Raw genomic sequence first — 17,386 nt, 5'->3', positions numbered from 1 at the left:
AGCTTGCCTTCCAGAGATATCGTCTGCATCGTCATATATGGATCATTACGTGGTCCATCGGGGCAGCCGATAAAAGTATCTGTGACAGACGCCAGGGGCACCCCGTGCGCGCATTCGCCGGAACTCGGGTGTTCAGGGACGGGGAGAAAAATGGTCGGAGTGGAGAGATTCGAACTCCCGACCCTCTGGTCCCAAACCAGATGCGCTACCAGGCTGCGCTACACTCCGAGGCCCTGCGGCGTATAAGGTTCCAGACCCGCGAAGGCAACCCACGAAACGAGAAAAACGAAGCGCTGTATCGTTCATCGGGCACGAAGTGCTGACGAATGACGAAAGCCTGGCTGCCGTCGACGAGGGAGAACTTCGCCGCCTTCATGCAGAAATGAGCGATTTGCGCTCAGCGTCGTCGCCTGGCGATCTCACGGGCGATCGCGGCGCCCTGGATGCGGGCATTGGCAAAGCAGCCGCGGATGCTCGGCCGCATGCCGGTGAACCAAAGGCCCGGCAGTCTCGGGTCGCTGTCGGCGCCGTTGAACAGCGGCACGCCCTTGGCGTCGAGCACGCCGAGCGAGCCCACCATCGGCTCCAGCCCGGTGCGGTAGCCGGTTGCGGCGATGACGATGTCGGGGGTGATCGTCTGGCCGTTGTCGAGGATGACGCCGTCGCGGGTGAATTCCCTGATCTGCGGAACCACGATGACACGGCCGGCCTTGATGGCATCGACGGCGCCGTCATCGGAGGCGATCGCGGTGTAGTCGGAGCCCAGTCGGCTGGCGCCGCCCACGCGTGACGACGGCAGGCCGAATTTGCGCAGGTCACCGAAGACGAGGCGTTGGGTCAGCGCCATCGCCCAGTCGGCCAGCCTCACGGGCAGCCGCGCCATGAAAGGCGAAAAACGGTGCACTGCGATCTGGCCGATGCGCTTGGGCAAGAGCGAGGGGCCGTTGCGGGCGGCAAGCCACATCTGTCCGGCCTTGACGCCGGAAAGGTGATTGAGCGCGTCGAAGCCCGAATTGCCGGCGCCCACCACCAGCACCGTCTTGTCCTCATAGTCCTTCGCCGCGCCGAAATCGGCCGAATGGACGATGCGCCCGGCAAAGTCCTTCATGCCTTTCCAGGCGGGAATGAACGGATGCCGGTCGCGACCTGTAGCGATCACGACATGGCGCGCAAGCCGCGGCCCGGCGGTTGTCCTGACCGTCCAGTGATCGCCGTTGAAGGTCACTTCCTCGACGACGACGCCGAATTCGACCGGCAGCCCGTGCGTCTCGGCGAATTCGTTGAGATGGCTGATCACCGTGGTGCGGTGCGGAAAGGCGGGCGTGCCGGCGGGGTAGGCGACGCCGGGCAGGGAAGAAAGATCGCGATGGGTGTTGAGGTGCAGGTTTTCGTGCCGACGGTGCCAGGGTTCGGCCAGCCGGCTCTCCCGCTCCAGCACCTGCGTTGCCACGCCGGCCTCGATGAGCGCCAGGGCGACGCTGAGCCCGGCCGCGCCGGCGCCGATCACGATCGCGCCGTCGAAGGTCTCCGGTCGGCCGGCCTGAGCCTGCAAGGTTTCCGCGTCCATGTCCTTGTTTGTCGCCGTCATCACCCTGTCTGACACGGCGTTGTATCCGACATATGCCGCTTGCAGCGCAATGGGAAGATGCCGCGGTTGCAAAGCCGCCGGCGTTATGTCGCGGGTCTATCCGGCCTTCGCCGGGTCGGCATGGCGGTGCACGAGCCTGAACGCGCCGTCCTCGAAGCGGAACACCTCGGTCACCCGCAAGGTCATCGCCGTGGTCTCGCCATTCTTGCCCATGCGCGCCTCTGCGTGCTGCAGGCCGGTCCAGAACGCCAGGCCGCCGCTCGCCGAAGATTGCAGCACCTCGAGATCGGTGCTGCCGCCTTCATGGAAGCTGCGCGCGTCGCGCTCGTAACGGCTCGCGACGGCGTTGGCGCCCTGGAGATGATCGCCCCGCGGCGAGAAGAAAGTCGCCGGTTCCGCGTGGGTGACGATCGCCTCGAGCGATTTCGCGTCGCCGTTGACATAGTCTTCGGCGATCTTCTCACGCTGCCGCATGAACGCTTCGAAGGAGGCATCGTCTGGCCGGATGGTTCGGATCCAGTCCTCCAGGGCGCTCATGAATTTCTCCAGGGATCCAGCGGTTTCGCTGCTCTTCACCCCGCCCTTGTCGTCCAGCAGGTCGGCGACGGTGCTGATATAGGCTTCCGGCTGCTGCATCACCGGCATGTCGAGAAAGACGAAGGTCTGGCGCAGCGCATGGTTGGCGCCAAACGCTCCAAGCTTGTTCGGTGTGACGCTGACGACCCCGGCCGGCAGGCCTTTGAACACGCTCTTGCCTGACGGGCGCGAGCCCACATCCAGCGCGTTCTTCAGGCAGCCGGGGATCGAGCGGTTATATTCCGGCGTGACGAAGAGCACCGCATCGGCGCTGCGGATTTCCGCGCGGAATGTCGACCATGCGCGCGGCGGATCTTCGCCCTCGAGGTCCTCGTTGTAGAGCGGCAGGTCGCCGATCTCGATGAAGCGGCAGCGCATCGAGTCAGGCGCGCGGGCGGCCAGTGCCCTGGCGATCTTGCGGCTGTAGGACTGGGCGCGAAGGCTGCCGACGATGACGGCGAGCTGGATTGCGCGGGTTTGGGCTGCATTGTTCATGATGCGTGTCTGGGCTGTTGGAACGGCTGCGTTTGCCTGGGTGCCGGCGCGGGGCGCCGGCGGCGGAATTCGTCCCGCTCGCGAGACAGGTCGCCTGATGTTTTGGATAATGCCCAGGCCTCGGCGAGGTTCCGACGCGCCGGCTGACGCCCCCGCCCGGCGGCCGTTGGCCTTGCCGTCGGCGCCGTTGCACAGTAATGACAGGCGAAAGGTGGCGCTGCCGCCGGCCCGCAACAACGAGGTGGACATGTCCGCGCGCATTTTCAGCCCAGCCAAAACCGCGATGCAGTCAGGCAAGGCCAAGACCGGTCACTGGGTTCTGGAATTCGATCCCGCGCAGCGCAAGAAGATCGACCCGCTGATGGGCTACACCACCTCGGGCGACATGCTGAGCCAGGTCAGGCTGACCTTCGACACCAGGGAAGAAGCCGTGGCCTATGCCGAAAAGGAAGGCCTCGCCTACCGCGTCGAGGAGCCGAAGGAGACCAAGCGCCGGCAGATTTCCTACGCGGAGAATTTCCGCTATGACCGCAGGACGCCCTGGACGCACTGACCGGCAAGCCGGGCGGCGCGCCCGGCCGAGAAGCAGAAAGCCGGCATCGCCGGCCAGCGGTCCCGTAGCTCAGCTGGATAGAGCACCGGCCTTCTAAGCCGATGGTCGCAGGTTCGAATCCTGCCGGGATCGCCAATATCTCCGATTTTGTTGACTGTTTGGCGGGGCTGGCGAGGCTGAAGCGCCGGCCTAAGTGCGTGCGGCGCCGTTCCCCAGGCCGGCGAACTGCTGTGCCGGCCGGCGACCGATCGGCGCTTCGCGCCGGTCATGTCCGCGCCCCACTTCGATGATCCCGACCAGCGCGCGAACGAACTCGACCATGTCGTTTGCGGTGATGGCTGCCTCGTCCGGACTTTGCCCAATATGCTCGGCCGCCTTGCAACAAGACAGGCGGATGAGATCGTAGTGCAGATCCCTCTCGTCATCCGGCAAAGCCGCTAGTCTCATGGCCCGGCGATGAATCAACCGCAGCAATTGTTCCAGAGCTGTTTCGACACTCATGCGTTTGCTCCGCATTGGTCGAACGTCCCGGCGCTCGAGGGCGCACGTTGGAACGTCGATGAGGAGGGCATTGCCCTTCCTCCACGCGCAAAGGCTGCATGACAGCCGTTAACATATCGTTTCCTGCTAATATGATGCGCGGCAGGGCCACGCGCCGAGCGCGATCCAGGCGGACCTAGAGCCAGCGCCCGCGGCGGGGATCGTCCGCACCGGTAAGGATGAGCCCAAGCATCAGGCCGATCATGCCGCCCAGAACGAAGGCGGTCGAGACCGTGCCCGGATTTTCCTGGACCACTCCGGAAACCGACTGCGCTCTGCTGCGAAGTGCCTGAGCGGTCCGGCTGGCACGATCAGTCGCGCTGTCATACCAGCCATTGGCCTCCTCCAGAGCCTCTTCGGCGCGCTCGGACAATGTTCGATTGATCTTGTTGATCTCGCGCTTCAACTGCGCGACCTGCTTTTCGAGTGCCTCCTGAGCCTCGCGTTGGGTCATTTTGGGTGTCGAGGATTGGTCGTCTGTTTCGGCCATTGGTTTTCTCCTTCGCGTCGGTCAACGGCCGGCGTCGGAATATGGTTCCCGCCGTCAAGGGTTCCATCACCGTGACAGTCTCGCTCGGACTGGGTCGGACCAAAGCCTGATCGCCGAGCGCATTGGGCCGCGACCGGCAACCAATTTCGCGGTCGCGAGTTGGTGAGCGGCTGCGGCAAGGCCTGTCGTAGTCACCGGATGTCCGTAAGTTCTTCTTGACATAGCGGGCGCCGATTGGCATCGCCACCAGCGGCAAGCGGTGTGGCGTATTCGAATAGCGAGACGAATGTGACCTCTAGCCCAAGCAGACTGAACCTGCATGACGAAGCAGGCCGACCCGCAAACGACAACCATACTGCCCCCCGAGTTTTTTCGATCCTCGATCTCATCTCAACCGACGACGATGAGGTCGCGAACCGTGTCAGACGCGCGGAGCGCTTCGCTATAGCCGTGCTGATCGCGATGGCTGTCTGCCTGATCGCAGGCCCGATAGTCTATGCGACCCTGATGTTCGGGATCTGAAGCCCGAACGGATGGACCTGTCCATCCCGCCCGGGCACCATCATTCCGACGCGTGCTCCACCAGCACATGCGCCTCGCGCGCGGCGCCGATGAACGCGTCCCGGGCGGCGTCGGCCGGAACCTCGCCACTCATCGCCCTGCGGCAGGCGCGCAGCGCCGAGCCGTGCAGCGCGCTGCCGGCGTCCCGCCACTGACCCGCCAGCAGCTCGACCGCCTGCTGTGCGCTCGAAATGTGCCTGATCGCGCCCGCGACGCCCACCGAAACCGTGACCGGCCTCGAAAACCAACCCTGGGTCATGTTGGAACCCTCACTGCCTTCAACCATCCAAAACGCGGGAACGGCCGCGAGGTTTCATTGCCCTTCTCAACAGCCCGTGAGGTCGCCATTGCCGATGCATCCGGCCCTTGCTTCACCGTCTCGGAGCGGTGAGGGCGCTGCGACCACGCGCAAAAAATCGTTATATTGTTGCTGAAAGAGCGCCGTGCTGGTACTTCTTGGCGGCGCGGGTTCGGAAGTTTGCGAATCTGCGCCGGCTTGCGCCGCTTTCCAAGGCGCGTGGGTCGTCCCGGCCATGATCCCGAATGGTGGCAACCGATTCTTCGAGAAGGATCATGGTCAAACAAGAAGCAGAGCTCCGTTCCGATACCGTCGGGATGGTTCGCTCAGGTAACGCTCTGGATGTCTGATGCCATTGCCCCCGTGGCTTCGGAAGAGCACGAAGTATGGGGAAATCGATGGTCTCGAAGGAACTCACTTCCAACGCCGAAACCGCGGCCGCATTTCTGACCGTGATGGGCAACGGGAAGCGGCTTATGATCATGAACTATCTGGCTGCGGGCGAACTCTCGGTCGGCACTCTCGCCGAGAAGGTCGACCTCAGCCAGTCTGCCCTGTCGCAGCATCTTGCTAAGCTGCGCAGGTTTGGCCTGGTCGAAACCCGCCGCGACCGGCAGATGGTCTATTACTCCTGCAAGTCGGCCGCGGCGCGCGAGCTGCTCGCCTTGTTGGATGGCCTGCTGGCGACCGAGCGACCGCTCGCCGGCCAGCACCGGCAGTACGTGGCCGAAAGGCAGCGCCGGCCGCAGGCGGCCTGAATAGGCACGCCTGGCGCTCCCGCCGCGCCCGGCAGCCTGTCGATCCCGTGACAGGGCACCGGCCTTCCAGGCCGGTGCCGATGTCGTGTCTGCCTTTTGCCCTGTTTCCGTGAAGCGGTGAATCGCTCTACGGCGCTGCGCGCCTGGTCACCACGCTCCTCACCGCAAGCACCAGCACGGTGATGATGATCAGGATCACCGAGAGCGCGGCGATCGCCGGATCGATGTTGTCGCGCAGTCCCATCCACATCAGGCGAGGCAGCGTGATCGCGTTGACCGAGGTGATGAACAGCGTCACGCCGATCTCCTCCCAGGACAGCACGAAGGAGAGCAGCGCGGCGGTGACGATGCCGAACTTGATGTTGGGCATGATGATACGCGTCGCGCGCTCCCACACGCTGGCGCCGAGGCCGCGCGCGGCGAGGTCGATGCGGCGGTCGAGCTGGCTGAGCGAGACCAGAATCAGCACCGTCGCGAAGGGCACCGTCATCACCGAATGCGCCATCGCGACGCCGAGCCAGGTGTCGTAGCCGAAGAACGAGCTCGCCCCCGAGATCGAGGTCAGCAGGAAGTAGAGCGTGATCGCCGACACCACCGGCGGCACCACCATCGGCAACAGCACGAAGCCGACGAGTGCGGCTGTGAAGCGCGGCTGGAACATCCACACCCCAAGGCTGAAACAGAGCGCCAGCACGGTCGAGATGGCGCTGCTGACCACGCCGATCCGGATCGACAGCAGGATGGCGTCGATCCAGCGCGGATCCTCGTAGAGCGATCGGTAGTGGCGCAGCGACAGCTCGCCCGACGGCATTGCCAGCATCCGGCTCGGCGTCAGCGACACCGGGATGACGGCAAGCAGCGGCAGCAGCAGGAACAGCGCCACCAGCACGGCGAGGATGAGCGAGACGGGACCGGGACGATAGGTCGGCATCGCTACACCAGCTGCTTCGGTTTGACGTAGCGGAACAGGAGCGCCATCAGCGCGCCGACGAACAGCACCAGCACGACGCTGATCGCCGCGCCCAGTCCCCAGTCCGGGCTCTGGAAGATGCGCAGATAAATCAGCTCGGCGATCATCACGCTGCGGCCGCCGCCGAGGATCGCCGGCGTGACGAAGAAGCCCAGCGAGAAGACGAAGACGATGATCGCCGAGCCGATGATGCCGGAGCGCGTCATCGGCACGAACACCGTCCAGAAGGTACGCATGCGGCTGGAGCCCAGCCCGCGCGCCGCGAGCAGCACGCGCTCGTCGAGGCTGCGCATGGCGGACGCCAGCGGAAACACCGCGAAGGGGATGAGGAAATGCGTCATGCCGACAATGACGCCGAATTCGTTGCGCACCAGCGTGAGCGGCTCGGAAATGAAGCCCACCGACTGCAGCCAGGTGTTGATCAGGCCGCGGTTGGAGAGCAGCGCCACCCAGCCGAAGGCGCGCGTCAGCACCGAGATCCAGAACGGCACCAGGATGCAGAATTCGGCGAGCACGCGCTGCGCCGGACTGCCGCGCACCCACACCACGGTGATGGCATAGGCGGCGGTGACCGACACCAGCGTGACGATGAGCGCGATGCGCAGCGTGCGGACAAACACCGACTGCACCAGCGGATCGGTCGCGAGCGCGCCATATTGGCCGAGCCCCGGCGTAGGCAGAGTGAAGCTCCACTTCACCACGCCGAGAAACGGCCAGGCATAGGCAAGGATCAGGAACAGGAGCAGCGGCGCCATCAACAGCGCCGCGCCCGTCCTGTCGGAGAGGGTGCCTCTCATGTCAGCCAGAAAATCCGCGCCCGCTCAGGCGGAGATGATCTTGGTGTATTCGTCGAGCGCCGGCCCGTAATTCTTGGCGTACCACTCCATATCGAGCGCGATCTGCTTCTTCATGTTCTCGGGATCGACCGGGTTGATGCGCTTCTTGTCGGCGGGGATCAGCGCGTCGGCGGCCGGATTGGCCGGGCCCTGTCCGAGCTTGTCGAACATGACCAACTGCTTTTGCGGATCCTGCGCGCTGGCGATGAACTTCATCGCCGCGTCCTTGCCGCCGGGGTTGTTCTTGAGCACGGCCAGCGCGCCGGGCGAGATCAGGCCCTGGTCCCAGATGAATTTGATCTTGCCACCGGAGTCCTGCTCGATTAGCGAGGCGCGCGTCGACCACACGATCGCCATCGAGGCCTCGCCGTTGAGCAGCACGCTCTGGCTTTCGGCGCCGCCACCCCAATAGGCGACGACATTCTCCTTGAAGGCGGCGATCTTGTCATGCGCACGCTTCAAATCGAGCGGGTAGAGCGAGGCGGGTGCGATGCCGTCGGCGAGAAGCGCTGCCTCCCAGCTCGACACGCCCCATTTGTAGAGCGAGCGCTTGCCGGGGAATTTCTTCACGTCGAAGAAATCGGCCATGCCGGTCGGCGCCTCGCTGCCGTATTTCTCCGAATCGTAGGCGATCACATAGGAGAAGAAATAGGTCGAGGCGGCGTATTCCCAGCCGAAGCCCTCGCGCATCTTCTTCTTGTCGACGACCGCGTAGTCGATCGGCTCCAGCATGCCTTGCGCGCCCAGCGTGATCGCCGAGAACGGATCGACGTCGACGAGGTCCCAGGTCGGCGCGCCGCTCTTGAACTGCGCCGCGATCGCGCCTTCGGTCGGGCCCGAGCCGTCCATCTTGACGGTGATGCCGGTGTCCTTGGTGAAGGCCTGGCCATAGGCGGCGTCATAGGCGGTGATGGCGTCGCCGCCCCAGTTCACCAGCACCAGTTCCTTCGCCGCGGCGAAGGCGCCGGTCGAGCGCATGAGCAGCGGCGTGCCGGCCAGCACGAGGCCGGCGAGCTGCGCGAACTGGCGGCGCGAGATCTCGCCGCTCCTTGCCCTGGCGGCAAGGGATTCGATGGCGTGTTTCTTGGTATCGGTCATGTCAGTTCCCCTTGTTTTGTCGTTGATCTGATCCGGAAAGCCGGTGCGGCGAGGTCAGGCCGCAGCAGCGGTCATTGTCCTCCGTCCGGAAGGAGGAAACCTTTTTCGGCCGGCCAGGTCAGCCAGACGGAATTGCCCTTGCTTAGCGCCGCCGCGGCCACCTCGTTCGGCACCGACACCGTCACTTTCGAACCTTGGCGCGTCGTAAGATCAAGCCTGGTCGCAGCGCCCAGATAGGTGGAGGCGATCGCGGTCGCCGCGATGCCGTTCTCGCCCACCGCCGCCTCGCGCGCGATCGACATGTGCTCCGGTCGGATCGCCAGCAAGGCGTCGCCTTTGACCGTCTCGGCCTTGCAGCGCATGTTGACCGCGCGGTCTTCGCACAGGCCGATGGCGCCATTGTCGGCGGGCTTGACGCCCTTCACCGGCAGCATGTTGATCTCGCCCAGGAACTCGGCGACGAAGCGGTTTGCGGGCCGGTCATAGACCTCATCCGGCGCGCCGACCTGCAACAGCTTGCCATGGTTGAAAATGGCGACGCGCGACGACAGCGCCAGCGCCTCGCTCTGGTCGTGGGTGACGAAGACGAAGGTGGTGCCGGTCTCCTGGTGCAGCCGCTTCATCTCGGCCTGCATCTGGCCGCGCAGGCTCTTGTCCAGCGCCGAGAACGGCTCGTCGAGCAGGAGCACGCCCGGCTCGAACACCAGTGCGCGGGCGAGCGCCACGCGCTGCTGCTGGCCGCCGGAAAGCTGCGCCGGCAATTTCTTCTCGTGGCCCTTCAGCCCGACGCGCTCGACCATCTCGCCGACGCGCTGCCTTATCTCGGTGGCCGTTTTCTTGCGCACCTTGAGCGGGAAGGCGATGTTCTGTTCGACGCTCATATGCGGGAACAGCGCATAGCCCTGGAACACCATGCCGGCGGCGCGCTGCTCGGCCGGCCGTTGAGTGATGTCGACACCGTCGCTGAACAGGCGGCCCTCGCTCGGCTGCACGAAGCCGGCGAGGATCATCAGGAAGGTGGTCTTGCCGGAGCCCGACGGCCCGAGCAGGGTCAGGAACTCGCCGCGGCCGATATCGAGCGTCAGATTGTCCAGCGCCCGGAACGAGCCGAAGCTCTTGCCGATCCCGTTCGCCTTGATTTCTGCTGCCCGGCCGGGTTGCTGCATTCCTGCCTCTTCCTCAGTCTCGGTTGAAATCGTAGGCACGGCGCGCGTTCACCGCAATCGAATAGTTTTCGTCTGATCGGCAAATTTGATTCACGTCTGGGCCGACTAGGCGGAAATGGCGCTCCGCCTCAATACGGCCCGACCCGGTTCTCCGACAGCTTCGATCGCAGCCATCCGCCGAACGCCTGCAGCACCGGATGGTTGGCCTTGGCGTGCTCCGACACCAGGAAATACGACCGCGGCGATTTGATCGCGATGTCGAAAGGGCGCACCAGCCGGCCCTCGTTCAGCGCCTTGCGGCTGGTCAATTCGTCACCCATGGCTATGCCCTGGCCGGCGATCGCCGCCGAGAAGACGAGGTTCATGTCGGAAAAGAAGATGCCGCCTTCGGTGTCGGGGTTCTCCACCTTGGACAGCGCCAGCCAGCGCGCCCAGTCCTCGGTATCGCCGAGATGCAGGAGGTTGGCGCGCAGCACGTCGGCGGGCTTGGAAAAACCGCCGACCTTGTTGAGCAGCGTCGGGCTGCAGAGCGGCGTGAACGAGATCTCGCACAGGAGCTCGGCCGCGCGGTTCGGCCAGTTGCCGACACCGAAGGCGATGAAGGCATCGGCGTCGGGATTGCTGACGTCGTCGAGCCGCCTCGGCGTCAGGATGTGCAGCGCGACATCCGGGTACATCTGCCGGAACTCGCCGATATGGGTGCAGAGGAACAGCGAGGCGAAGCCCGGCGTGCAGGAGACGGCGAACGAGCCGCCGACGCCGGTGCCGGCGTTGCGCCCCACAGCGTCGCCGAGAACGGTCAGCGCCTTGCGCACGTCGCTGGCGTAGCGCTGGCCGCGCGGAGTGAGCGCCACTCCCTTGCCGATGCGCTCCAAAAGGTCGAAGCCGAGGTCGCGTTCGAGCAGGCGGAGCTGGTGCGAGACGGCGCTGCGGGTGAGGTGCAGTTCGTCGGCGGCGCGCCACACGCTGCCGTGACGGGCGAAGCTGTCGAGGGCACGCAGGGCTTGTGTGGAAGGTATGCGCAAGGGACCTCAGGTGAACCGAATTTGCACGAGCCGGGAAAACATATCACTTTTTGAAAAGCCGCTTCACTGCTTTCTTCTCACCATGGAGCAACCGGCGACGACATCGGCGCAAGCGACCGCGCTTGCCTGCCTCGACGACATCCAGCCGTCACTGTCGGCATGGACGCGCACCATCTTCGACTTCGGCGAGACCGCCTGGCGCGAGTACCAGTCGGCCGCCTGGTATGTCGAACGCCTGAAGCGCGAAGGCTTTTCGGTCGAGGAAGGCTCGGGCGGCATGCCGACCGCCTTTTGCGCCCACTGGACCAACGGCGCCGGCCCAACCGTCGGCATGTATGCCGAGTACGACGCCGTGCCCGGCAACTGCCAGGATGCGGAGCCGGTGAAGCGACCGCGCCCAGGCCTCGGTGTCGAGGCCGGCGGCCACACCGATCCGCATTCGGGGCTCGGCATCGCCAGCCTAGGCGGCCTGCTCGCCACCAAGGCGGCGATGCAACGCCACGGCATTCCAGGCACTTTGCGCTTCACCGGCGAGCCGGCCGAGAAGGTGAGGGGCTCGAAGCCGATCCATGCCGCCAAGGGCTACTATGACGGCCTTGCCGGCATGATCTCCTTCCATCCTTTCTACATGCTGCCGCTCTGCAACACCGCGCGCTGGGACACCCATTGCGGCGCCGCCTACGCGATGATCTATCGCTTCATCTGCGACGAGCCGGAAAATTGGGTTCGCGCAGGCGATGGCGCTCCCATCCCGCAGGCGCATTCGGCGGTGAGGGCGCCGGGCGCCAACGACGCGCTGATGCTGATGTACATGGCTTCCAAGGCGCTGCGTGATTCCATGCTGCCGCACCAGGGCGGCTGGTCGATCAGCGAGGCGATCCTGACGGCCGGCCAGGCGACCGCCGACAATCTGCCGGCCGGACTGGCCGAGATCCAGTACATGATCCGCGTGCCGACCATTGCCATGGCCGAGCAGGTCACCGCCGTATTCGACCGCAACGCGGAAGCGGCGGCGACGATGAGCGGCTGTCGCCACGAGCGCCATTGGGTGTCGAAGTCGCGGCCAGGCCTCGCCAACCATGCCATAGCCGAGATCACCTACGCGGCGCTTTCGACGGTCGGTCCGCCGCGCTGGGACGAAGAAGCGAGAGCCGTCGCTCGGGAAATCCAGGTCAATGCCGGCGGCGTCGCGACCGAAAACCCTTTCATCGACGAGCTGGAGCGGCTGATTTCGCCACGGGAGGCCGAGGCGATCCTGCGTCGCGATCTGCCGCCTTCGCAGGTCAACTCGACCTCCGACGATTACACCGACATGAGCTGGCATACGCCGACGGCGCGTTTCTATGTCGCGCGCCCGGCGCTGCGCTCGGCAATCGGCCATGCCTGGCCAGGCTGGGTGATGAACGCGCTGGGCGGCATTGCCGCGACGATCGACCCGATGGTGACCTGTGCTTCCAAGACCGTCGCGCTGACGGCGCTGCGCCTGCTCGAGGACAAGGCCGCGCGCGATGCCGCCATGGACGAGTTCGTTGCCCGCACCGACGGTGGCATCGGCGGCGCGAATTGGATCGCGCCGCTCTGCGACTACGAGCCGCCGATCAATTTCCGCTGGCCGGAATATGTCACCACCGCGCGTGGGCGCGACTGGTGGATACCAAGCAGCCAATGATCTCAAGCAGACCACCTCGAGGAGAACAACCATGACCGTCCATGACCGCATCGTCGCCGAGCCGTTCTCGCTGCAGCGCCGCAACCCCAACGGCGGCACCAAGCCGCTGACCGCCTGGGGCTTCGCCAACGAGACCGATGTGCTGACCGACGTCTTGCTCGGCTCGCCGAACTTCCTGCGCCATCTGTCGACCAGCTCGCTGTCCAGAAAACATCTGCGCGAGGCGCCCTGCAACGTCCAGATCGCGCAGGCGCAGCACAAGGACCTGGTCGCCGCCTACGAGCATTTCGGCGTCAACATCCACTGGCACGAGCCGACGCCGGAACTGCCGATGCAGGTCTATTCGCGCGACTCCAGCGTCATGACTCCCTACGGCGCCTTCATCACCGCCATGGCCAACTGGTGGCGGCGCGGCGAGAACTACGCCGCGATCCGCACCTATGAAAAGCTCGGCATCCCTATCTACGACATGGTCACCGCCGGCACTTTCGAAGGCGGCGACTTCAACGTCATCGAGGACGGCGTGGTGCTGATCGGCTGCGGCGGCGCCCGCACCCAGGAGGAGGGCGCGCGCCAGGTGCAAGCCTGGTTCGATAAGGAGGGCTGGGAGACGCGCATTGCCTTCATCGACGAGTACTATGTCCACATCGACCTGATGGTCGTGCCGATCGCCGAAAAGCTCACCGCGGTGTGCCTCGCCTGCACCGAACCCGGCATCGTCGATTGGCTGAAGGGCAAGGGCCACGAGATCATCGACGTGCCCTTCCAGGACACGATGGCGCTCGGCTGCAACTTCATGTCGCTCGGCAAGGACAGGGTGATCGCGCCGACGTCGAGCCAGACGCTGATCGGCCAGTTGAGGGCGCGCGGCTTCGAGGTCGCGGCGATCGACATGAGCGAGATCTCCAAGACTGGCGGCGGCATCCACTGCATGGCGCAGGCGCTGAAGCGCGAGAAAGCGTAAGAGGCGGCGTCACAGGAGCCGGCTGGCTCAATCCTGGCATCCTTTGTTCTGTGGGACAGGGGATGCGTCGCCGGGTCGTGAGCTATCCGGCTTCATCTAGCTCGAATTATTGCTCTGCCGCGCAAGCTCGTTGCCGACGAAAACTTGCGAGAAATCCAACATAAGCGCACACTAAAATTCTGGGGGGCTCACCAACAAGATCGGGAGGAAAGCATGAATGCCATGAGCTTCACCACCCTTGACGGCGCTAAGGCGACCGTCGACGCTGCGGCCCTCGAAGCCCTTTCTGCACGGATACGCGGCACGGTGCTGCGGGACGGCGACGACGCCTACGAGGACGCCCGCGGCATCTGGAACAGCATGATCGACCGGCGGCCGGCGCTGATCGTGTGCTGCGTCGGCGCCTCCGATGTCGTTGCCGCCGTGAACTTCGCCCGCGAGAACAAGCTCCTCGTCTCCGTGCGTGGCGGCGGCCACAACATCGCCGGCAGCGCCGTCTGCGACGGTGGTCTGATGATCGATCTGTCGCTGATGAAGTCGGTGCGAGTCGACGTCGCGGCGCGCCGCGCCTGGGTTGGGCCGGGTGCCACGCTCGTCGATGTCGACAGGGAAACACAGGCCTTCGGACTGACGGTGCCGGTCGGCATCAACTCGACCACAGGCATTGCCGGCCTGACGCTGGGCGGCGGCTTTGGCTGGACCACCCGCAAATTCGGGCTGACCATCGACAATCTCGTCTCCGCCGATGTGGTCACCGCCGACGGCAAGCTGCTGCGCGCCAGCCAGAGCGAAAATCCCGAGCTGTTCTGGGCGCTGCGCGGCGGCGGCGGCAATTTCGGCATCGTCACGGCGTTCGAGTTCCAACTTCACCAATTCGGACCGCAAGTGCTGTCGGGCCTCGTCGTCCATCCCTTCGCCGATGCCCAGAAAGTGCTGCGCGAATATCGCGAGGCACTGGAGACCGCGCCCGACGAACTGACCTGCTGGGTCGTCATGCGGCAGGCGCCGCCGCTGCCCTTCCTGCCGGCCGAATGGCACGGCAAGGAGGTGCTGGTGCTGGCCATGTGCTATTGCGGCGACATCGAGGCCGGCGAAAAGGCGACGCGGAAGCTGCGCGCCATCGGCTCGCCGATCGCCGATGTCGTCGGGCCCAATCCGCTCACCGGCTGGCAGCAGGCCTTCGACCCGCTGCTTGCGCCCGGCGCCCGCAATTACTGGAAGAGCCATGACTTCACCGAGCTTTCCGACAGCGCGATCGAGATCACCACGGCGGCGATAGCCAAGCTGCCAGGCCCCGAATGCGAGGTGTTCTTCGCCCATATCGGTGGCGCGGCCGGTCGTGTGGCGGCGGACGCCACGGCGTTCCCGCAGCGCAGCTCGCATTTCGTCATGAACGTCCACGCCCGCTGGCGCGAACCGGCAATGGACAAGGCCTGCATCGACTGGGCCCGCGGTGTCTACGAGGCGACAAGGCCCTATGCCGTCGGTACGGCCTATGTGAACTTCATGCCGGAGGACGAGATCGACCGGGTCGAAGCTGCCTATGGCGGCAACTATCGCCGGCTGCTGGAGATCAAGCAGCGCTACGACCCGCAGAACCTGTTCCGCATGAACCAGAACCTGCGTCCGAAGGAGGGTCTGCGGGCGGCATGACGGCCAGGCATCCGCCGACGCGACGGCGCGCGCAACCGCGTCGTCGCGCCAACGGGGCTTAGCCGATCACCGCCGGTGTATCATCATAGCTCACCGTCACCAGTTCCGGGTGGCGGTGAGCGAGCGCGAGGATTTGTGTCTCCAATTCGCAATTGTAGGCCATCAGCGCTTTCACCGTCTCTAGCGGGCTCGCGTAGCGGGCGATCAGCTTCTCGGCCTCGGCCTGCAATTCAGCCTGCGCTTCGGCGTCGAGATGCAAGATGCTCATTGCCGCCTCCTTGAAACCTGCAGCCCATCGAGGCGCTCCTGTAGATGCCCATTGAGTACGATCATCTCCTTCAGCGCCTTCACCGCATCGCCCTTGTGGAGCGCAATGAACTTGTGGGCTACGGCCTGAAGCGCCGCTTCCTGGCGGCTGTCCAGCCTCACGATCCGGTCCATCCCGACACCTCCTCGTATATCGTGTGCGAAGTGAACAAAAAGGGTACAAAATTGTCAAGGGCGAATTGACCGGAAGAGGAATGCGTTCCTATTATTAGGCATGCCTGATACTGACGGAAGACGAAAGCGCGGCGGCGGACGGCGGCTCAGCAACGCCCATGAGATTGGGCAGCTCGTGCTCGTCCGCTGCGGGTTGTGCAACGTCAAGCGCTGGTATCAGCCCGACGACCTCATGACGATTTTCGGCGACATTGAACCTGGCCTCGTGGGCAGCAAGATGCGCTGCGAGCGCTGCGGCAAGAACGAATTCATGCATGCCGAGACGCAAAGCCCGTCGGCCCTGGAAAGGCAGGGCATCCGGGTGAGGCGACTTGCCGAAATAAGGACGGTGCGGCGTGTCGTGTGGCGGGATGAGCAATAAGAAGGCGGGCGGCCATTGCCAGCTTTGGTTTTTAGAACAACGATCCCTGCGCCGGTGGCTCCGCCGGAAACTTGATCTGCGTCGCCGGCTTGTCGACGATCACCAGCGCGTCGTCCGGCGCCGGGCGCTGCAGCTTCCGCGCTTCCGGCCATGGCGCGGTCAGCCACGTCTCGGTCTCCTCCGGCGTGGTCAGGATCACCGGCATCGCCTTCTCGTGGATCGGCGCGATCAGCGCATTCGGCTTGGTGGTCAGGAAGCCGTAGAGCTGATGGTCGCCCGGACCTTCCTTGACCTTGCGCACGCCGTGCCAAGGCGTCCACAGGCCGGCGAAGAAGAACAGCGGGCGTTCCTCGCCGCGCGCAAACCAGAAGTTCTTCTGCACCCCGGTCTCGGGGTCCTTGTCGCCAGGCTGGGGCGAGGGCTCGGCGAAACTCGTCACCGGCACCACGCATCGGTTCTCGACGCCGAGGTAAGGCATCCAGTGGGCGTATTGCGGGTTGCGGATGTTGGTGGTGCCGGGGTCCGCATTGCCGCGCATGCGCTCCGGTGGCGTCGGCATGCCCCAGCGCAGATTGGCAAGTTCGCGCGCCCCGTCCGCCGCGTTGCGCACCACCGGGGCGAACTGGTTGGGATAGATGTCGATCGAGGGTTCAAGGTTGCCGATGGCGTCGCGCAGGGCGCGCGTCCACTGGCGGATCGCCTCCTGGCTGGTGGTGATGTTGTAGAGGTTGCACATGATGCAGCCAGCCGTCTCACAGGGAGGGAATTGTTCGCGCATTTCTCGGCAAAGCGCCAGAGCCGGCCGTGCAAACCCCGCCGCGTTGACAGAAGCGGCGAAGCAGCAGAAAGTTTGGCATCTGCTGAAGGAGAGATTCCGTGAAGAAGACCTACGCCAGGCCGGTACTGCTCAAGGCGGGCAAGCTCGGGGCGCTCGCCGCGACCACCGTTTCCAAGGCTCCCTGAGCCAAAGGCTTTTGCTTCGACGAAGCGCTGAGGCACTTGTTGCCTCCGCATCGATCTTTCGCGCCCCCGGCTGGCCCCCCGGCGCCAGAAGATTTGCGCCGCCAATCCCTCCGCCGCCGCAACTCTCCCGCGACCTGGATCGTACCTCATATCACTTTCGGGAAGTTAGGTGGCCCGGCCGCCGAGGGGGGGTGATGTATGGGTTGGCCGCCGGGCCTGACCGGCTTCTGCGACCTCGCCGGCTGCTTGAACATGCGCTCATGCTAATACTTGGGCAATAGCGACCTAGGGCCTAGGACCAACGTGTACCGGCGCCCCGGT

19 protein-coding genes and 2 tRNA genes are annotated in these 17,386 nt (G+C 64.9%); 7 read left to right on the top strand and 14 right to left on the bottom strand.

Annotated elements, in window-relative coordinates; genetic code table 11:
• Positions 1 to 151 precede the first annotated feature (151 nt).
• The 3 genes from EN857_RS04345 to EN857_RS36130 form a co-directional block, all read right to left on the bottom strand.
• A tRNA-Pro gene (locus tag EN857_RS04345) sits at positions 152 to 228 on the bottom strand.
• Positions 229 to 397: 169 nt separating this feature from the next.
• The gene (locus tag EN857_RS04340; protein ID WP_245493387.1) at positions 398 to 1,567 is read right to left on the bottom strand and encodes an NAD(P)/FAD-dependent oxidoreductase; all 1,170 of its coding nucleotides are present in this window, start codon (positions 1,565 to 1,567) and stop codon (positions 398 to 400) included.
• A 117-nt stretch (positions 1,568 to 1,684) separates the two neighbouring features.
• Positions 1,685 to 2,659, bottom strand: coding sequence for an NAD(P)H-dependent oxidoreductase (locus EN857_RS36130; protein ID WP_127393264.1), 975 nt, complete (start codon positions 2,657 to 2,659; stop codon positions 1,685 to 1,687).
• A gap of 247 nt (positions 2,660 to 2,906) precedes the next feature.
• On the opposite strand from EN857_RS36130, the gene EN857_RS04330 reads away from it, so the two are divergent.
• Both EN857_RS04330 and EN857_RS04325 read left to right on the top strand, forming a co-directional pair.
• Positions 2,907 to 3,212, top strand: coding sequence for an ETC complex I subunit (locus EN857_RS04330; protein WP_127285784.1), 306 nt, complete (start codon positions 2,907 to 2,909; stop codon positions 3,210 to 3,212).
• Positions 3,213 to 3,270: 58 nt separating this feature from the next.
• Positions 3,271 to 3,347 (top strand) — tRNA-Arg (locus tag EN857_RS04325).
• 54 nt (positions 3,348 to 3,401) lie between these two features.
• Here the strand turns inward: EN857_RS04325 and EN857_RS04320 are convergent.
• The 3 genes from EN857_RS04320 to EN857_RS04310 all read right to left on the bottom strand — a co-directional run bounded on the left by EN857_RS04320 (position 3,402) and on the right by EN857_RS04310 (position 5,062).
• On the bottom strand, positions 3,402 to 3,713 hold the full coding sequence (locus tag EN857_RS04320) for a hypothetical protein (RefSeq protein WP_127285783.1): 312 nt from the start codon (positions 3,711 to 3,713) through the stop codon (positions 3,402 to 3,404).
• Between the two features lie 175 nt (positions 3,714 to 3,888).
• Positions 3,889 to 4,242, bottom strand: coding sequence for a hypothetical protein (locus EN857_RS04315; RefSeq protein WP_127393265.1), 354 nt, complete (start codon positions 4,240 to 4,242; stop codon positions 3,889 to 3,891).
• Positions 4,243 to 4,804: 562 nt separating this feature from the next.
• Positions 4,805 to 5,062, bottom strand: coding sequence for a DUF982 domain-containing protein (locus tag EN857_RS04310; protein WP_127393266.1), 258 nt, complete (start codon positions 5,060 to 5,062; stop codon positions 4,805 to 4,807).
• 437 nt (positions 5,063 to 5,499) lie between these two features.
• Between EN857_RS04310 and EN857_RS04305 the strand changes: the two genes are divergently transcribed.
• A complete protein-coding gene (locus tag EN857_RS04305) occupies positions 5,500 to 5,859 on the top strand; it encodes a metalloregulator ArsR/SmtB family transcription factor (protein ID WP_127287233.1) in 360 nt (119 codons plus the stop codon).
• Between the two features lie 127 nt (positions 5,860 to 5,986).
• On the opposite strand, the gene EN857_RS04300 is transcribed toward EN857_RS04305, so the two are convergent.
• From EN857_RS04300 to EN857_RS04280, 5 genes are all read right to left on the bottom strand, one after another.
• A complete protein-coding gene (locus EN857_RS04300; protein WP_127393267.1) occupies positions 5,987 to 6,790 on the bottom strand; it encodes an ABC transporter permease in 804 nt (267 codons plus the stop codon).
• A gap of 2 nt (positions 6,791 to 6,792) precedes the next feature.
• Positions 6,793 to 7,626 (bottom strand): ABC transporter permease, encoded by an 834-nt coding sequence (locus EN857_RS04295; protein WP_128346405.1) that lies wholly within the window; start codon positions 7,624 to 7,626, stop codon positions 6,793 to 6,795.
• A gap of 24 nt (positions 7,627 to 7,650) precedes the next feature.
• On the bottom strand, positions 7,651 to 8,763 hold the full coding sequence (locus EN857_RS04290; RefSeq protein ID WP_127311731.1) for an ABC transporter substrate-binding protein: 1,113 nt from the start codon (positions 8,761 to 8,763) through the stop codon (positions 7,651 to 7,653).
• Positions 8,764 to 8,834: 71 nt separating this feature from the next.
• Complete coding sequence (locus EN857_RS04285; RefSeq protein WP_127311732.1) at positions 8,835 to 9,929, bottom strand: ABC transporter ATP-binding protein; 1,095 nt, start codon at positions 9,927 to 9,929, stop codon at positions 8,835 to 8,837.
• Positions 9,930 to 10,057: 128 nt separating this feature from the next.
• Positions 10,058 to 10,954 carry a LysR substrate-binding domain-containing protein gene (locus EN857_RS04280; RefSeq protein ID WP_126055475.1) on the bottom strand — a complete coding sequence of 299 codons (897 nt, stop codon included), beginning with the start codon at positions 10,952 to 10,954 and terminating at the stop codon, positions 10,058 to 10,060.
• Positions 10,955 to 11,036: 82 nt separating this feature from the next.
• Here EN857_RS04280 and EN857_RS04275 point away from each other — a divergent pair, with 82 nt between their 5' ends.
• The 3 genes from EN857_RS04275 (at position 11,037) to EN857_RS04265 (ending at position 15,240) form a co-directional block, all read left to right on the top strand.
• Complete coding sequence (locus EN857_RS04275; RefSeq protein ID WP_135858034.1) at positions 11,037 to 12,623, top strand: amidohydrolase; 1,587 nt, start codon at positions 11,037 to 11,039, stop codon at positions 12,621 to 12,623.
• Between the two features lie 31 nt (positions 12,624 to 12,654).
• The gene (locus EN857_RS04270) at positions 12,655 to 13,587 is read left to right on the top strand and encodes a dimethylarginine dimethylaminohydrolase family protein (protein WP_127311353.1); all 933 of its coding nucleotides are present in this window, start codon (positions 12,655 to 12,657) and stop codon (positions 13,585 to 13,587) included.
• A gap of 213 nt (positions 13,588 to 13,800) precedes the next feature.
• Positions 13,801 to 15,240, top strand: a complete 1,440-nt coding sequence (locus EN857_RS04265; protein ID WP_127393059.1) for an FAD-binding oxidoreductase — start codon at positions 13,801 to 13,803, stop codon at positions 15,238 to 15,240.
• Positions 15,241 to 15,298: 58 nt separating this feature from the next.
• Here EN857_RS04265 and EN857_RS04260 read toward each other — a convergent pair whose 3' ends face one another.
• Together EN857_RS04260 and EN857_RS04255 are read right to left on the bottom strand one after the other, a co-directional pair.
• The gene (locus EN857_RS04260) at positions 15,299 to 15,508 is read right to left on the bottom strand and encodes a hypothetical protein (RefSeq protein ID WP_127286627.1); all 210 of its coding nucleotides are present in this window, start codon (positions 15,506 to 15,508) and stop codon (positions 15,299 to 15,301) included.
• The gene (locus EN857_RS04255) at positions 15,505 to 15,681 is read right to left on the bottom strand and encodes a hypothetical protein (protein WP_127393058.1); all 177 of its coding nucleotides are present in this window, start codon (positions 15,679 to 15,681) and stop codon (positions 15,505 to 15,507) included. Before EN857_RS04255 ends, EN857_RS04260 begins: the two co-directional genes overlap by 4 nt.
• A gap of 100 nt (positions 15,682 to 15,781) precedes the next feature.
• Here EN857_RS04255 and EN857_RS04250 point away from each other — a divergent pair, with 100 nt between their 5' ends.
• Positions 15,782 to 16,102, top strand: a complete 321-nt coding sequence (locus tag EN857_RS04250) for a hypothetical protein (protein ID WP_127393057.1) — start codon at positions 15,782 to 15,784, stop codon at positions 16,100 to 16,102.
• A 31-nt stretch (positions 16,103 to 16,133) separates the two neighbouring features.
• Here the strand turns inward: EN857_RS04250 and EN857_RS04245 are convergent, their stop codons facing one another.
• A complete protein-coding gene (locus EN857_RS04245) occupies positions 16,134 to 16,838 on the bottom strand; it encodes an SOS response-associated peptidase (RefSeq protein ID WP_128274502.1) in 705 nt (234 codons plus the stop codon).
• Between the last annotated feature and the right edge of the window lie 548 nt (positions 16,839 to 17,386).

The organism is Mesorhizobium sp. M4B.F.Ca.ET.214.01.1.1 (assembly GCF_004791545.1).
Classification (GTDB): domain Bacteria; phylum Pseudomonadota; class Alphaproteobacteria; order Rhizobiales; family Rhizobiaceae; genus Mesorhizobium; species Mesorhizobium abyssinicae.
The sequence above is the reverse complement of the archived record's forward strand: the minus strand, read 5'-3'. Positions and strand labels throughout refer to the sequence as shown.

Coding starts and splice junctions, on each gene's coding strand:
- EN857_RS04255 (WP_127393058.1), bottom strand. CDS start 15,681: ATGGACCGGATCGTGAGGCTGGACAGCCGCCAGGAAGCGGCGCTTCAG.
- EN857_RS04310 (WP_127393266.1), bottom strand. CDS start 5,062: ATGACCCAGGGTTGGTTTTCGAGGCCGGTCACGGTTTCGGTGGGCGTC.
- EN857_RS04250 (WP_127393057.1), top strand. CDS start 15,782: ATGCCTGATACTGACGGAAGACGAAAGCGCGGCGGCGGACGGCGGCTC.
- EN857_RS04330 (WP_127285784.1), top strand. CDS start 2,907: ATGTCCGCGCGCATTTTCAGCCCAGCCAAAACCGCGATGCAGTCAGGC.
- EN857_RS04315 (WP_127393265.1), bottom strand. CDS start 4,242: ATGGCCGAAACAGACGACCAATCCTCGACACCCAAAATGACCCAACGC.
- EN857_RS04340 (WP_245493387.1), bottom strand. CDS start 1,567: ATGGACGCGGAAACCTTGCAGGCTCAGGCCGGCCGACCGGAGACCTTC.
- EN857_RS36130 (WP_127393264.1), bottom strand. CDS start 2,659: ATGAACAATGCAGCCCAAACCCGCGCAATCCAGCTCGCCGTCATCGTC.
- EN857_RS04305 (WP_127287233.1), top strand. CDS start 5,500: ATGGTCTCGAAGGAACTCACTTCCAACGCCGAAACCGCGGCCGCATTT.
- EN857_RS04290 (WP_127311731.1), bottom strand. CDS start 8,763: ATGACCGATACCAAGAAACACGCCATCGAATCCCTTGCCGCCAGGGCA.
- EN857_RS04260 (WP_127286627.1), bottom strand. CDS start 15,508: ATGAGCATCTTGCATCTCGACGCCGAAGCGCAGGCTGAATTGCAGGCC.
- EN857_RS04245 (WP_128274502.1), bottom strand. CDS start 16,838: ATGTGCAACCTCTACAACATCACCACCAGCCAGGAGGCGATCCGCCAG.
- EN857_RS04320 (WP_127285783.1), bottom strand. CDS start 3,713: ATGAGTGTCGAAACAGCTCTGGAACAATTGCTGCGGTTGATTCATCGC.
- EN857_RS04300 (WP_127393267.1), bottom strand. CDS start 6,790: ATGCCGACCTATCGTCCCGGTCCCGTCTCGCTCATCCTCGCCGTGCTG.
- EN857_RS04295 (WP_128346405.1), bottom strand. CDS start 7,626: ATGAGAGGCACCCTCTCCGACAGGACGGGCGCGGCGCTGTTGATGGCG.
- EN857_RS04275 (WP_135858034.1), top strand. CDS start 11,037: ATGGAGCAACCGGCGACGACATCGGCGCAAGCGACCGCGCTTGCCTGC.
- EN857_RS04265 (WP_127393059.1), top strand. CDS start 13,801: ATGAATGCCATGAGCTTCACCACCCTTGACGGCGCTAAGGCGACCGTC.
- EN857_RS04270 (WP_127311353.1), top strand. CDS start 12,655: ATGACCGTCCATGACCGCATCGTCGCCGAGCCGTTCTCGCTGCAGCGC.
- EN857_RS04285 (WP_127311732.1), bottom strand. CDS start 9,929: ATGCAGCAACCCGGCCGGGCAGCAGAAATCAAGGCGAACGGGATCGGC.